The sequence below is a fragment of the Metabacillus sp. YM-086 genome (assembly GCF_048059995.1).
In the GTDB taxonomy this organism is placed as follows: Bacteria; Bacillota; Bacilli; order Bacillales; family Bacillaceae; genus Metabacillus; species Metabacillus litoralis_B.
The window spans coordinates 19,390-34,934 of sequence record NZ_JBLUOI010000024.1 but is presented as its reverse complement, the minus strand read 5'-3'; the positions used below and the strand labels follow the sequence as shown (position 1 = coordinate 34,934).

General features: G+C 36.6%; 11 protein-coding genes. 2 read left to right on the top strand and 9 right to left on the bottom strand.

Features of this window, described 5'->3' with window-relative positions; translation table 11 throughout:
• Positions 1–251: 251 nt before the first annotated feature.
• From ACEWK1_RS12200 to ACEWK1_RS12185, 4 genes are all read right to left on the bottom strand, one after another.
• Positions 252–767 (bottom strand): GNAT family N-acetyltransferase, encoded by a 516-nt coding sequence (locus ACEWK1_RS12200; RefSeq protein WP_212136536.1) that lies wholly within the window; start codon positions 765–767, stop codon positions 252–254.
• 194 nt (positions 768–961) lie between these two features.
• Positions 962–2,353, bottom strand: coding sequence for an APC family permease (locus ACEWK1_RS12195; protein WP_212136534.1), 1,392 nt, complete (start codon positions 2,351–2,353; stop codon positions 962–964).
• A 132-nt stretch (positions 2,354–2,485) separates the two neighbouring features.
• Complete coding sequence (locus tag ACEWK1_RS12190; protein ID WP_416636344.1) at positions 2,486–3,907, bottom strand: aldehyde dehydrogenase family protein; 1,422 nt, start codon at positions 3,905–3,907, stop codon at positions 2,486–2,488.
• Between the two features lie 11 nt (positions 3,908–3,918).
• Positions 3,919–5,250, bottom strand: a complete 1,332-nt coding sequence (locus ACEWK1_RS12185) for an aspartate aminotransferase family protein (protein WP_416636343.1) — start codon at positions 5,248–5,250, stop codon at positions 3,919–3,921.
• A gap of 205 nt (positions 5,251–5,455) precedes the next feature.
• Between ACEWK1_RS12185 and ACEWK1_RS12180 the strand changes: the two genes are divergently transcribed.
• On the top strand, positions 5,456–6,874 hold the full coding sequence (locus tag ACEWK1_RS12180) for a sigma-54 interaction domain-containing protein (protein ID WP_416636342.1): 1,419 nt from the start codon (positions 5,456–5,458) through the stop codon (positions 6,872–6,874).
• Between the two features lie 19 nt (positions 6,875–6,893).
• Here ACEWK1_RS12180 and rpoN read toward each other — a convergent pair whose 3' ends face one another.
• The 5 genes from rpoN to ACEWK1_RS12155 form a co-directional block, all read right to left on the bottom strand.
• Positions 6,894–8,231, bottom strand: a complete 1,338-nt coding sequence (gene rpoN / locus ACEWK1_RS12175) for an RNA polymerase factor sigma-54 (RefSeq protein WP_416636341.1) — start codon at positions 8,229–8,231, stop codon at positions 6,894–6,896.
• A 109-nt stretch (positions 8,232–8,340) separates the two neighbouring features.
• Positions 8,341–9,690 carry an APC family permease gene (locus ACEWK1_RS12170; protein ID WP_416636340.1) on the bottom strand — a complete coding sequence of 450 codons (1,350 nt, stop codon included), beginning with the start codon at positions 9,688–9,690 and terminating at the stop codon, positions 8,341–8,343.
• A gap of 110 nt (positions 9,691–9,800) precedes the next feature.
• Entirely contained in the window at positions 9,801–11,270 is a 1,470-nt protein-coding gene (locus ACEWK1_RS12165) for an aldehyde dehydrogenase family protein (protein WP_416636339.1), read from the bottom strand.
• Between the two features lie 20 nt (positions 11,271–11,290).
• The gene (locus ACEWK1_RS12160; RefSeq protein WP_416636338.1) at positions 11,291–12,679 is read right to left on the bottom strand and encodes an aspartate aminotransferase family protein; all 1,389 of its coding nucleotides are present in this window, start codon (positions 12,677–12,679) and stop codon (positions 11,291–11,293) included.
• Positions 12,669–13,937, bottom strand: a complete 1,269-nt coding sequence (locus ACEWK1_RS12155) for a M20 family metallo-hydrolase (protein ID WP_416636337.1) — start codon at positions 13,935–13,937, stop codon at positions 12,669–12,671. Before ACEWK1_RS12155 ends, ACEWK1_RS12160 begins: the two co-directional genes overlap by 11 nt.
• 186 nt (positions 13,938–14,123) lie before the next feature.
• Here ACEWK1_RS12155 and ACEWK1_RS12150 point away from each other — a divergent pair, with 186 nt between their 5' ends.
• Entirely contained in the window at positions 14,124–15,524 is a 1,401-nt protein-coding gene (locus ACEWK1_RS12150) for a sigma-54 interaction domain-containing protein (RefSeq protein ID WP_416636336.1), read from the top strand.
• Positions 15,525–15,545 lie beyond the last annotated feature (21 nt).

The following is a 15,545-nucleotide window of genomic DNA, read 5'->3' as shown; positions in this document are numbered from 1 at the left end:
CTATCGAGACACATTTTGGGTGCTCGCTCTTTTTTCTGTCCCGATTCCCCAACTATCGAGACACACTTTCACTGCTCGCTCTTTTTTCTGTCCCGATTCTGCCACTATCGAGACACACTTTCACTGCTCGCTCTTTTTTCTGTCCCGATTCTGCCACTTTCGAGACATATTTTGACTGCATGCTCAAAGGAATTGCTACAACAACTCCTTTTTCATTGGGTGATAGTATTAGAAAAGCTTTTCTCAAAAACTTATAATGTTTTTACCATATGAAGTGTCTGCCAGACTGGATCATCCTCGGCTAGTATCTCTTTGTAACCTTGAGATTTCCAAAAAGGAATCGCACCAGGCAGGAACGGGTGAGTATGTAGATATAATGATTGATAACCAGCATCACGACTAAAACTAGTTGCAATAGTAGATAATTCTGTACCAATACCGTACCTTCGATAATCTGGATCAATATAGCATTTTACAATTTCAGCTGCTTTCGTAAGAGGATAAGTTTCACTTAGTTGATGAAAACGACCATCGTAGGGTATTACACCTATGGATCCTATGATATTTCTATCTTCATTAACCACCGTAAAAAAAGCAGCATGATCAGGTTGAATATAACAGTTTTCAAAATGGAGAAGATCTTGAGGAAGCATTTCATGATCTAACATAGGAAAAAGCTCTTTTCTCATTTTCATAACAAAGTCTATTACAGAGGAATAGTTTCCTTCTAGAAGTTTATTCATTTTATAGTTAGGATGTTTAGTCATTTCACTGATTTCCCCTTTTTAGAGACTTTTCATACTGTTACATATTATAAACAATATAGCATGTTAAACAACAGCTTATTTTTCATCACATCTATATTATTTAGATACATGAAAAAAAGTCTCTAACCTCCACGAGCCACTATTGGGCAGGTAAGGTTTCAGAGACTTAAACTTAATTGTAGAGATCAATTATTTCATATATTTTTCGTTTCCTTATTTTCAACAACCTCATATTTCCCCTTGTTCATATGATAATAGAAATATGCCCCTATTAAAATCCAACCAGCGACCATCACCCATTCATAGGGCCAAATGAGTGCAGCAGGCATTCCCGGCATGTATAATAAAATAAATCCTAAGCTTAAAAAGAGAGCAATCCACCCCACTGCATTTTGCTTGCCAGCCTTAAATGGGCGGTCCATGTTTGGCTCTTTTTTACGCAAAATAATAAAGGATAAAGCGACTAAAAAGTAGGCAACAACGATACCAAGTCCCCCAGCATCAACAATCCACACGAGTGCCGGTCTTCCTAATAATGGTGCTAATGTTGCTAAAGCACCAAGAAAGATGACTGCATTTGAAGGTGTTTTATGTTTTGGATGCAAATATCCAAACCAAGCAGGCAGCATTCCTGAGTTTGCCATAGCATAAATAATACGGCTGCCTCCGATAATAAATGCATTCCAGCTAGTAACAATCCCGCAGATTCCCCCGAATATTAAGATATTTGCGAAAATTTTAGATCCAAATACAGCTGCCATTGCATCAGCAGTTGCTAATTGTGAGATACTTAATGCCTCATGATCAAGCGCCATAGACACGCCAAAGGCAATAGCCAAGTAGAAAACAACCGCACAACCTACAGAAAAAATAAGAATCTTCCCAATATCTTTTGCAGGAATATTCGCTTCTTCAGCAACTTGTGGAATAACATCAAATCCTACAAAAAGAAATGGTACCATGATCAGCACTGTCATGATTCCGCCCACTCCACCGGTGAAAAGCGGCTGAAGGTTTTGTGAGTCTCCATTTGTCCCTGCTCCAAATACAAGTAATATCCCAATCCCAACAATAAAAACTGTTAAAACAACCTGCATAAATGCTGCTGGCTTTAAACCAAAATAATTAAGGGCTGTAAGCAATATCGCCCCAACAGATCCAATTAATACCCAGGTCAGATAAACATCCCATCCACCTATTGTCCATAAGTAACCAATCTGATAGTTTGGAAGTAAATAATCTATAACAGTTGGTAGGGCAACAGCCTCAAATGTTACGACTGAAACATATCCTAATGTAATTGCCCACGAAGCAATAAACGCAGCTTTGCTTCCCATTGCCCTCTCAACATAATGATGCTCTCCTCCTACTGCAGGCATGGCAGATGCGAGTTCAGCATAGGTCAGCCCGACAAAGGTTACGAGTAATCCCCCTATAACAAATGCTATGATTGCTCCTGCGGAACCTGCAGATACGATCCAATTTCCAGAAAGTACAACCCATCCCCAACCGAGCATCGCACCAATGGCTAAAAATAAGACATCAACCTTTGTTAAAACCTTTTTCAGCTCTTTTTCTTGTTTCATCTCCTTCATCCTCTCAATCTATGTACTTTTCTGCATTTTAAAATGGTATATTTAGCCGTAACTCACAATCTAGTTTCTCTTATGTATAGCTTAATGCCCAAATTCCGGTGGGCATTAAGCTCATTAATCATTTTATGCCTGATTAAAAACAACTAACTTCTGCTCAGTCATTTCCTCAATCGCAAATTTTACCCCTTCGCGCCCAACTCCACTTTCTTTTACACCACCATATGGCATATGATCAACACGGAATGTTGGGATATCATTGACCATAACTCCACCAACATGTAGCTTTTTCGTTGCCATGAGAGCTGTATGAATATTATCTGTATATATTCCTGCTTGTAACCCGTATCGTGAATCGTTCACATAGCTTATGGCCTCCTTAACAGAACTAACTTTGTTAATAAGGACAATTGGCGCAAACACCTCTTGACACGAGACTTTAAGCTTAGCATCAACATCTGTTAGAATCGTTGGTTGCAATACATTCCCTTCAGCAGCTCCGCCAGTTAATACCTTTGCTCCCCCTTGCTTCGCTTCTTCGATCCAGGCTAGAGCACGGTCAACATCACGAGGACTAATTAATGCTGAAACATCTGTATTAGGATCAAGTGGATCTCCTATTTTGAGTTGCTTCGTTGCTGCCACCATTTTCTCTACAAATTGCTCATACAATGATTCATGAATATAAACACGTTGCAACGAAATACAAACCTGACCTTGGAAGGAAAAAGCCCCCATCACACAACGATTAATGATTTTATATAGATCAACACCTTGATCAATAATGACAGCTGCATTTGAACCAAGCTCCAATGTAACTCGTTTTAAGCCTGATTTATTACGGATACCAATTCCTACAGCTGGACTTCCAGTGAACGATATTTTTTTCACCCGATCGTCTTTGACGATTTTTTCTCCAACAACAGAACCCTTACCAGTGACAATATTTAAAGCACCATCAGGTAATCCAGCTTCTTTAAAAATATCTGCTAAAAACAAGGAAGATAGCGGTGTTTGTTCAGCTGGCTTTAACACCACTGTGTTTCCTGATGCAATTGCTGGACCGACTTTATGTGCAACCAAATTCATTGGAAAATTAAATGGTGTAATCGCACCAATCACACCGATCGGCTCACGAACTGTATAAGCGATCCGGTTTTCTCCACCAACAGCAGCGTCAAGTGGTATCGTTTCTCCATGAATACGTTTCGCTTCCTCTGCCGAAAACTTATAGGTTGCAACGGTACGACTCACTTCACCAAGAGCTGTTTTATATGGTTTTGCAGCTTCTGCAGAAATGATTTTAGCCGCTTCTTCTGCACGTGCTTCAATGAGATTTGCCACCTTTTCTAAAATAGAAGCCCGCTGATGTGCTGGCATTTCAGCCATGGTTTCGTTTGTTTGATAAGCTGCAGCAATTGCTTTATCTACATCTACCTCTGTTGCGGAAGCAATTTCAGCAATTTTTTCATTACTGTAAGGTGAAAGTAAATCTTTATAAGACTCTGTTCCAACCCATTCTCCATTAATAAATAATTGTTTTTTCATTTATATCCTCCTTATCCTTTTACAGCATCCTTAGTTACTGACGTAAACGTTTCGTCTAGGATGGAAATTAGGGAAGTAATATCCTCTTTTGTCATGATTAGTGGTGGGGCAAAAACAAGTGTATCTTGACCATCAAACACAACAGATCGAAGAATGAGTCCTCTTTTCGCTGCTTCATTAACAAGTTGAGGTGCTAATGGTGACTCAAAACGTTCGTTTGTTTGCTTATCTTTTACAATTTCAATTGCCCCCATTAAGCCTAGCCCACGAACTTCGCCTATAATGCTATGTTTTTCCTGTAATGATTGAAAGCCTTGAAGCATTTCTTGACCCATTACTGCTGCATTTTCAATTAAATTTTCACGCTCAATAATTTCTATATTTTTCAGTGCCACTGCACAAGCCATTGCGTGACCGCTATACGTATAACCATGAAGTAATGTTCCAGTCGATAATTCTTTAAATTCTTTGTGTAACGTCTCGGAAATCATCACCCCACCTAATTGAGCATATCCGCTTGTTACCCCTTTTGCAAAACACATCATATCAGGTGTTACACCATAATGGTCGATTCCAAAATATGTTCCTGTACGTCCAAATCCTGTAATAACTTCATCTGTTATGAAAAGAATATCGTATTCATTACAAATTTCACGAACCTCTTGGAAGTATCCATCAGGAGCAATGTGAACTCCCCCCGCTCCCTGAACTGGCTCTGCGATAAATGCTGCAACGGTTTCATGTCCTTCTTGTTCAATGACGCCTCGCAATGATTCTGTTGAAAAATGATCTGCATAATGAAAATCTGGAGCAATTGATGTTGTAAAATCACGAAACGGTTTTAAACCTGTTGCACTTGTAGCCCCCATTGATACTCCATGGTATGACTTTGTTCTTGAAATAATTTTTTGCTTATTCGGCTTTCCTTTTAACACCCAATAATGACGAGCAAGCTTATAAGCCGTATCATTCGATTCCGATCCACCTGATGTGAAAAATGTTGTTGATAAATCTCCTGGTGCAATCTCAGCTAGTTTTGCTGCTAGACGAATTGCCGGCTCATTACTGAATGTTGCAAAACAAGAGCTAAAAGCTAATTTTTTCATTTGCTCCTTAGCAACTTCACTAATCTCTTCACGACCGTGACCGATATTAACATTCCATAAAGAAGACATTCCATCTATTAGCTTGTTTCCCTTCATATCTGTTAGAAAAACTCCGTTACCCTCTGTAAAAATAAAAGATGGACCTTCTTTTTGCTGCTGTCCAATCGGTGAGGTTGGATGTAGAAAATGCTTCTTATCTAATTCCGTTAACTCTTCAATTTTGTTAGTATCAATCACGAATAACAACTCCTCTAATAAAATCTATTATTTGGTTACTTTATTGCAAGTTTCATGCCAACTTTTTTCATTGATTCATAAGGTTAGTTCAATATATTCGATTCATTTTCAAATCAAATATGCTAAAATTGATTTATATTTAAATCAACTAAACATTTTAATTCGTAAATGAATCGATGTCTTACACAGATTCCCGGGAGGATGTATGGAAAACCACATACTCAATATGGTGTTAGATAAAATTATCGAAACATCTAACAACAATATTACGATTACAGATCATCAGGGGGTTATTCTTCGGTCTAATCCCAATCATTGGTCAATCTATGGAATTAAGGCTAACAAATACCTAGGAAAATCTGTTTATCAGCTACAAAAAGAAGGAATTTTATCTCCTTCTATTCATGCAATGGTTTTAGAAAACAAGAAAACTTGTCAAATTCTTCAACACACAAAAACAGGTAAAGTGGTTATGGCAACAGGCTTTCCTATTTTCGATGAACAAGGTAACATCATTTGCGTGATTAGCTATAGTCAAGATCAAACAGAAATTATGAATCTACAGGAAGAGTATGAGAGATTACAAAGAAAGCTCGCTAGCTATCAAACCGAGGTCGAGGAACTTCGTGAAAAAGATGCTGAGCAATATGGAATTTTATTTCGCAGTCAATCCATTGAGCAAATTGTCAAAACCATTTATCGTGTATCAAAAACAGATGCAACTGTTCTTCTTTTAGGACCTTCAGGTGTAGGAAAAAGTACGTTTGCCAGGATGCTGCATGCAAACAGCGCTAGAAAAGATGAACCATTTATTGAGGTAAACTGCAGCACAATTCCTGAAACATTGTTTGAATCAGAAATGTTCGGCTATGAGTCCGGCTCTTTTACTGGTGCGAATAAACAAGGAAAACAAGGACTGATCGAGCAAGCAAAAGATGGCACGCTTTTCTTAGACGAAATAGGAGAATTGCCTTTAAGTGTCCAAGCAAAGCTCCTACGTGTTCTGCAAGAGAAAAAAGTGATGAGAGTTGGAGGAAAAGAGGAGAGACACATTAATTTTCGCTTAATTGCGGCGACAAACCAAGAAATTGAATCCATGGTTGAAAAAGGTGAATTCCGCCTAGACTTATTTTATCGAATTAATATTATTCCGCTTCATATCCCTCCTTTATGTGAGAGAAAAGAAGATATACCGATTTTGCTTCAACATTATGTTACAAGTATTAATGAAAAATACCAACTATCAAAAAAACTACATACAACAACGTACGACTTATTTACACAATATGAATGGCCGGGAAATGTTCGTGAGCTGGAAAATATTTTAGAACGTGTTATGCTGACAACTGATGAAGAAATCATTTACCCTGAACATTTACCAGCTAATATAAAAAAAGAACATCTATCCGAATCAGTGGCACTGCCATTTATTGATCAACATATCGATGAAGAGCATAACTTAAAAAAAGCTGTGGAACAAGTTGAAAAAAGATTACTATATAAAGCGATGGAACGCTGTAAAACAACCTATGAAATGGCTGAATATCTTGGCATCAGTCAGCCTTCCATTGTACGGAAATTAAAACATCATTCTATAAATACGAAAGAAGAACGAAGGAAATAGCTCCCTTCGTTCTTCTTAATTATCCAACTCCTTCAGCAAACCTCTTTCGTTTAGACGAGGAAGGAATATTTAGTTCATCTCGATATTTCGCAATCACTCTTCTCGAAAGCTTAATAGAATGTTCATCTGCAAGGATCTGTACAATTTTTTGATCTGATAATGGCTTTAATTTATTTTCTTGATCTATCACTTGTTTCATCACCTTTTTAATATGTGAAGCAGTTGTACTAACAGCAGTTGTACTATTATAAAGTGAATGAGTAAAGAAATGCTTTAATTCAAAAATTCCTTGTGGTGTTTCCATATATTTATTGGATGTAATCCGGCTTACCGTAGATTCATGCACTTCCAATTCCTCAGCAATGTCTTTTAAACTTAGAGGCTTTAGGGCTTCTGAGCCTTTATAAAAAAAGTCTCTTTGTTTTTCGACAATTGCTTTAGCAACTCGATACAGTGTTAACTGTCTGTGATTAACACTTTTAATTAGCCATTGCAGTTCATGATATTTTTCTTTTATATATGAATTTATTTCTTTATCTTTTAACAAAGGTTTATATTGTTCTTGAAATTGTATCTTTGGAATCAGCTCATCATTTACCACAACCACTAACTCTCCATCCACCTCAATCACCGAAACATCAGCAGCAATAAACTCTGGGATATTATGGCTAAAAGAACTTCCTGGTCTTGGCTGTAAGTGTTGAATAACATCATGAACTTTTTGGATCTCTTCCAAAGAGATTGATAGTTTGTTCGAAATGATCTTCCATCTTCTATCAGCAAAAGCCTCCAAGTATTCGGCAACAATCATTTTAGCAAGTTCATTTTTTTCCGGACTTCTTTTTAGTTGCAACAATAAACATTCCTGAAGATTGCGTGCTCCCACACCAACGGGCTCTAAGCTTTGAAGTAGAGATAAAATTTGTCCCCCCTCTGTTGACGTTATCTTTAAGTCTAAACAAAGCTCCTCCACATCTTCTGTTAAATAGCCATTTTCATTTAGATGATAAATAAAATATCGTACCTGCTTCTTTATATCCTCACTTAGATTCAGAAGGCTTATTTGACTAATGAGATGTTCCTGAAGGCTCTCTCCCTTCCCAGTTAGAAAATCCAAAGGAGATATTTGTTTTTCTCGCTCTTCATAACGAATCGTCGTATTTCTTTTAAAATCGCTATCTACAAAAATATCCTTCGAGTCATGATCTTCCATTTCAAGTAAGGGATTCTCCAATGACTTTTCTTGAATAAAGTCTGTTAACTCCGCCGTCGAGAATTGCAGCAGTGAAATTGCTTGTGCCAGCCCTTGAGTCATCGTTAAGCTAGTTACTTGCTGTTGAAATAGTCCTGTACTCATTTGCATTATACTCACCTGTTTACTTTAAGATGAGTTCATTGTAACGATCCTTACAGGAAAAAACAGGGATATTGTTAGAACATCTAACATGTTTTTTATAAATACCTTATCACATATCAAGTTCTTCAAATTTAATTTCAGGTGGTGCACTTTTAAATAATTTTGTTGTAAAGGCTAAATAGATAATGCCAAGTCCTGTCCATATTAATCCTATGATGATGGAGAAAAGATCTAAATTAATCCATAAATAGATAATGAAGATTAAACCTAGACAAGGTGCAACAATATTACTTATTATTTTCCAAGCTGTCCGTGGCTGTTTTGTTCGAAGAAACATGACAATGACACATAAATTAACAAACGAAAAAGCGGTAAAAGCTCCGAAATTAATTAAAGAGGTTGCCGTTTCTAAATCTAAAAATAAAGCAGACAACGCCAGAATACCTACCAGGATAATATTTAATATAGGTGTGTTTTGCTTTGGAGAAACATATCCAAAGAAAGACTTAGGAATAACTTTGTCTCTTCCCATAGCAAATAATAAACGTGATGCACTTAATTGAGCCGCTAAACCTGATGCAAATACCGAAACTAATGCCCCACTAATGAAAAGTGATAAAAAGAAATTACCTCCTATTATATAGGCGATTTCAGGTGAAGCACCTTCGATATCTTGAAATACAGAAACATCAGGAAATAGGGATTGCATAAAGTAAGTAACTGTAAAGAAAAACACCCCACCTATAGTAGCAACGATTAAGATCGCTTTCGGAATATTTTTTCTTGGATTAATCGTTTCTTCTGAGAGAGTTGTTATTGCATCAAATCCGATAAAAGATAGCGCTAGTAAAGCAGCCCCGGCAAGTAATGGTGACATTTCCATATTTGCAGGAAATAGAGATTGTAGTGTAATAAATTGATGAGCTCCATCACTATTAATTGTTCTAATATTTAAATAAATAAAAATGGCCCCAACTAAAAATTGAAAAATAACAAGCAATATATTAATAGATGCTGTAATTTTCACTCCAAAAATATTAAAAATCGTAATAACAGCAATTAAACCGATAACCCAAACCGCTTCAGGAATATTTGGGAATCCAGATGACAAATAAATATTTGCTAGTAATGCATTAATCATTGGCAATGCAAGGTAGGCGATAAATGTCACCCAGCCCACAAGTACTCCGATGTATGGGTTCATAATTTTTCTGGTATAAGTATAAACAGAACCTGATATTGGGAACATTTTTACTAATTTACCATAACTTAGAGCCGTAAATAGAATGGCAGTAAAAACAACTAAATATGAAGCTGGGACATACCCTCCGGATGCACCCGAAGCAATTCCAAATGTATCAAAAACAGCAAATGGAGACATATAGGCAATTCCGATTGCGATCACATGTATTAATTTCAATTGTCTTCGTAGTTGACCACTATTTTCTTTTACATCCAATTTAAAAACACCCTTCCTACAATGTTTTTCTCTAGCAAGCTAGCTCTACACTCTATTGTTAAAAGTGCTTGATTAATAGTTCCCCGCCTATGCGGCGGGATAATTGTAATTTATTCAAGATTAATCCAGACACTCTTAACCTCTGTATAATTAGAAAGAGCATATGAACCCATTTCTCTACCAAATCCAGATTCCTTATAGCCACCGAATGGAACTGCTGCGTTTGTAATATTATAACAATTCACCCACACAGTACCTGCTTTTAATAAATTTGCTACCTTATGAGCATGTTTTACATTTTCAGTCCAAACGCCTGCTGCTAAACCATATGAAGAAGCATTTGCTCTTTCAATTACTTCTTCGAGATCATCATAAGGCATCGCAACAACAACTGGTCCAAAAATCTCCTCTTGTGCGATTGTCATATGATCCTCAACCTCGGTAAACACGGTAGGAGTAACATAATAACCAGAATCTAATGTTTGACCTCCTACTAGCAAATGAGCTCCTTCTTCTATTCCTTTTTGAATATAAGAAGTGACGATTTCTTGCTGTCTTTTAGAAACTAATGGTCCCATCGTTGTTGATTCATATAAACCATTTCCTAATTTAACTCTGTTTGCAAAATCTACTAATTTATCAGTTACTTCTTTGTACATATGTCTTGGGATGAAAACTCTTGATCCTGCACAACAAACCTGTCCTTGATTGACCATAATACCTGAAAACACTCCGGGAATGGCTTTGTCTAAATCTGCATCAGGTAAGATGATATTTGGAGATTTCCCACCAAGTTCTAACGTTACACGCTTTAGCGTGTCTGCAGCTATCTTCATGATTCTTTGACCAACAGGTGTTGAGCCTGTGAACGCAATTTTATTTACTTTTGGATGACGAACTAGCGCCTCACCAGCAATTTTTCCAAAGCCATTGATGATATTAATAACACCTTTAGGAAAACCAGCCTCTTCTATCAACTTCCCAAGATAAATAGCCGAAAGCGGAGTTTGCTCAGCTGGTTTAAGAACAATTGTACAACCAGTTGCAAGAGCTGGAGCTATCTTCCACAGTGCCATCATAATCGGAAAATTCCATGGAATAATTTGCCCAACAACTCCAACTGGTTCGTGTCTAGTATAGTTGAAAAATTCTCCGGCTACAGGAATCGTTTCACCGTAATTTTTATTTGTCCACCCGGCAAAGTACCTTAAATTTTCAATCGCATTTGGCAAATCAGCTGATAACATCTCATTAATAGACTTACCATTATCAAGCGTATCTAACTGGGCTAATATCTCAATATCACGTTCCATTAGATCTGCTAGCTTATTCATTAGCTTTGAACGTTCATAAGAACTAATTCTAGACCATTCACCATTTTCAAATGCTTCGGCCGCAGCTTCAACAGCTAAATCAACATCTTTCAGTCCCGCTTCATACACTTCAGTAAGAATCTCTTCGGTAGCAGGATTGATTGTCTCAAAGGTTCTTCCTTCTACTGACTCTTTCCATTCTCCATTTATAAATAATTGTTTAGGTCCTTTTAAAAAAGTAATAACATCTTGATGAAGTTGAATCACTTCATAACCTCCTAGTTATATCATAATTTTTGTGAAAAAGATGCTAGAGCATCATCCAAAATAGAAATGATTCTTTCAATCTCTTGTTTCGTAATTGTTAATGGAGGTGCAACCGCGATAATATTCATCCCTGGCTCAAAATCAAAGCATCTTATTAATAGTCCTCGTTTATAACACTCATCAACAACTGAAACAGCTGCTTGTACCGACTGCTCAAAAGGGATATTGTGATCTGGGTTCTTCATTAAATCAAAACCAGCTAGTAGCCCAACATTTCTTTGATTTGTGAAAATCTCATGTTTTTCATTTAAATAGTTAAAGCCTTTTTCTAGTTCAGCACCCATTTGATGAGCATTTTCAACAAGTCCTTCATTCTCAATAATTTCGATATTCTTAAGTCCTACTGCACAAGCGGTTGGGTGGCCACTATACGTAAATCCATGCGGAAGAACATCATCATAAGCTTTAATTACATCAGCAACTCGATTATTCATCACAACACCACCAAGGTGTGCATATCCGCTTGTAATTCCTTTTGCAATACTCATTAAATCAGGAACAACTTCCCAATTATTTACTCCGAATAACTCTCCTGTTCTACCAAAACCACAAATGACTTCATCCGCTATCAGTAAAATATTAAACTCATCACAAAGCTTCCTAACAGCTTTCAAATATCCTTCTGGAGGTAGATGAACTCCACCAGCTCCTTGAATTGGCTCAAGGATTACTGCAGCCACATGCTCTGCACCCTCACTCTCAATAATGCTTCTGATACATCCAGAAAACTCAGGATGAGATTTGTCTCCAAGTTCACATTCCGTTAAGTGAGCTTTTGCATTTAAAATATCAGGATCTGATGAGCCGGAAAAATTTCTAAACGCATCAATGCCAGTTGCCCTCTGTGCTGAAACTGTTACACCGTGATATCCGCGTCTTAATGAAATTATTTTTCTTTTATTCTTAAAACCTTTTTGTTCCCAATAAAATCTTGATAGTTTAAAAGCTGTATCGTTTGATTCAGATCCTCCGGAAGTATAAAAAATGGTATTTAAATCCCCTGGAGTGATAGAGGCTATTTTCTCTGCTAAACGGATAGCAGGCTCATTTCCATATCCATAGAAAGTTGAGCTATACGCCATTTTCATCATTTGCTCATGTGCTACATCAGCTAATTCTTTTCTTCCATGACCTACATTGACATTCCATAGCATTGAAACTCCATCAATATAGGAACGATTATGAACGTCTTTAACATAAACTCCTTTTCCTTCAGAAAAGATAATCTTTGGCCCTAACGATGTATGAACCTTTGGCACAGCAACTGGGTGGATGATATGTTTTTTATCTAAATCACTTAGCTCTTCAAAATTTGCCTTTGTTAGTAATTCCTCTTGTTTAAATGTCATGTTCATTCGCTCCCAACATATTATTTTCAGTTGATAGACTAAGAATAACTGATAAAAGAAGATTAGCTCCTTTTTCAATATCATCTTCTAATGTTTTCTCTAACACATTATGACTAATTCCATTGATACTAGGTAAAAAGATCATCCCAGTATCACCTAAATAACTCATATATTTAGCATCATGTCCTGGACCACTGTATAACCTTTTTGATGGAAAACTCAACTTTTCAGCAGTTTCAGAAATAACATCTATGATGAGTGGAGAAAACGCAACAGCATTTGAATTCCAAGGAGTTTGAATAGTTAGCTCCACTTGATGTAAAAAGGCAATTGTACTTAATTGTTCTTTTAATCTCTCGATTGCTTCATTTCTCGTCTCATCATCTTGGTGTCTGATGTCAACTGTAAATTCAACTTCACCAGGAATAACATTTGCAACATTTGGGCTAACATTCAACTTTCCTACTGTTGTTTTTAAACCGTCAATTTCACGCGTAAGTTCATTAATGAGAGTGATCATTTTTGATGAAATGACTAAAGGATCCTTCCGATTTTCCATAGGAGTCGGTCCTGCATGATTGCTTTCTCCAATCACTTTAACCGTTAACCAGCTCATTCCTTGAATTCCCTCAACAATTCCGATCGTTTTGTTCTCTCTTTCTAAAATTGGTCCTTGTTCAATATGAAGCTCAATGAAACTTTTCACTGATTTAATCCGATTTTCCTCATCGCCCATATATCCAATTTCCTTTAGAGCCTCTTCGAAAGTTTTCCCTTTTGTATCTTCTAAGTTATAAATAAAATCCTTTGTAAAAACACCCGCAACCCCACCTGACCCAAGCATCGGTGGTGAAAATCTTGCGCCTTCTTCATTTGTAAAATTAATAATTTCAATTGGATAATCCGTTTCAATCTTATGATCATTTAGTACACGAATCACTTCTAGTGAAGATAAAACACCGAGTATTCCATCATAACGACCACCACAAGGTTGTGTATCAAGATGCGACCCTATAGCTATGGCAGGCTCGTTGTTTTTTCTACCAGATCTTCGTCCATATATGTTTCCGAAATCATCCACTCTTACCTCAAGATTTTCAGCCTTCAGCCACTCGCAAAATTGATTCCTCATCAATTTATCTTCATGTGTTAGAGCTAGTCGATTCAGCCCTCCATTATCTATCGCCCCAATTTTTGAACTAATATTAATTGTTTCTAGAAGTCTAGTTCTATTAATACTTAGTTTAGTTGTTTCCACTTCTTCCCCTCCTCACTTTTATTAGGTGCAAGTTCCATGCCAAATGAAAAATTAGAATTGAAATGGAGCTTAATAGACAAATTTTCTGAATAATGATAATATTAACGCGAAAATGAATCGATTCCGCATCAAAGTTGAATCGATTTCGATTAACCGATTCGATATCGACTCAAAAGGAGATGACATATGAGTTTACATAGTGAATTTTTCACAGCTGTTCTTAATCATATAAATGATGGGATTTTTATAGCTGATCATAATGGGATTGCAAAATGGCTTAATAACACAAGCACAAAACAGTTAGGATTAAGTCGAGATAAAATAATCGGAAAAACCGTTGAGGAACTAGAAACAATCGGGGTATTTACACCATCTGTCACAAAAATTGTTTTAAAGACAAGAGAAACAACAACAAAGGTACAAACCTCAAAAGGAAGACAATATCTCGCAACAGGCTATTTAATAAATATAGAAGGAACAGAACACGTGGTTGTTCATGTTAAAGATGTGACTGAAACCGTAAAGGCATCACTTAAACTGGAAAAAACGGAAGCATTAGTAAAGCAGTACTGGGAACAAATTCAAGAAATGAAATTATCTCAAAAAAAAGATACATATCATAAAAAGATCATAGGAAAAAGTAAAAAGCATATTGAAATGATTGAGTTAATTAACAGAGTGGCAAGCTTCGATGCCACTGTTTTGTTAACTGGAGAGTCTGGTGTTGGAAAAAGCTTTTCAGCAGAGGAGCTTCACTTAAAAAGTCAAAGATCTGATAAACCATTTGTAAAAATAAATTGCGGTGCAATACCAGAAACATTGGTTGAATCAGAATTGTTCGGCTATACGAAAGGAGCTTTTACAGGCGCGAACTCCAAAGGAAAACAAGGTTTAGTTGAAAAAGCTAACGGAGGTACACTGTTTTTAGATGAGATTGGGGAGTTACCTCTGCACCTACAACCAAAATTACTGCAATTATTACAAAATAAAACATACATTCCAATTGGCAGCACAGAGGAAAAAAAGGCAGATATCAGAATCATAACAGCTACAAACCAAAATCTACAAGTAATGGTGAAACAAAAGAAATTTAGAGAGGATTTGTTTTACCGCCTAAATGTCATCACTATTGAAATACCTTCTATTAAAGACCGAAAAGACGACATTCTTCCTCTTCTTTACCACTATCTAGAAAAATTCAATCACAAATATAACCGAAATGTCGCTTTTAACAAAGAAACATTAGAACAATTACAGCATTATGAATGGCCTGGAAATATTAGAGAAATAGAAAATACAGTAGAAAGATTAGTCATCACATCCTATAACAATCGTATTTCATTAGAAGACCTCCCTGAAGATATTCACAAGAAATCAATAACGACCAACGAAACTTCCTCTAAAAAAAGCTCAACATTACAGTTACATCAACAAAGCTTAACAGAGTATATAGAAAATATTGAAAAAGAAATGATTCAAACTGCATTAATCGAGCATGGTACTGCAAGAAAAGCTGCTACTGCACTGGGAATTACCCAATCATCTATCACCCGGAGAATAAAAAAATATGATATACATAACTTCTAATTTAAGAATTGGCACACTTAT

Excerpts from the sequence above, each read along its gene's own strand:
- ACEWK1_RS12180 (WP_416636342.1), top strand. The coding sequence starts at position 5,456 with ATGGAAAACCACATACTCAATATGGTGTTAGATAAAATTATCGAAACA.
- ACEWK1_RS12195 (WP_212136534.1), bottom strand. The coding sequence starts at position 2,353 with ATGAAACAAGAAAAAGAGCTGAAAAAGGTTTTAACAAAGGTTGATGTC.
- ACEWK1_RS12200 (WP_212136536.1), bottom strand. The coding sequence starts at position 767 with ATGACTAAACATCCTAACTATAAAATGAATAAACTTCTAGAAGGAAAC.
- ACEWK1_RS12160 (WP_416636338.1), bottom strand. The coding sequence starts at position 12,679 with ATGACATTTAAACAAGAGGAATTACTAACAAAGGCAAATTTTGAAGAG.
- ACEWK1_RS12190 (WP_416636344.1), bottom strand. The coding sequence starts at position 3,907 with ATGAAAAAACAATTATTTATTAATGGAGAATGGGTTGGAACAGAGTCT.
- ACEWK1_RS12150 (WP_416636336.1), top strand. The coding sequence starts at position 14,124 with ATGAGTTTACATAGTGAATTTTTCACAGCTGTTCTTAATCATATAAAT.
- rpoN (WP_416636341.1), bottom strand. The coding sequence starts at position 8,231 with ATGAGTACAGGACTATTTCAACAGCAAGTAACTAGCTTAACGATGACT.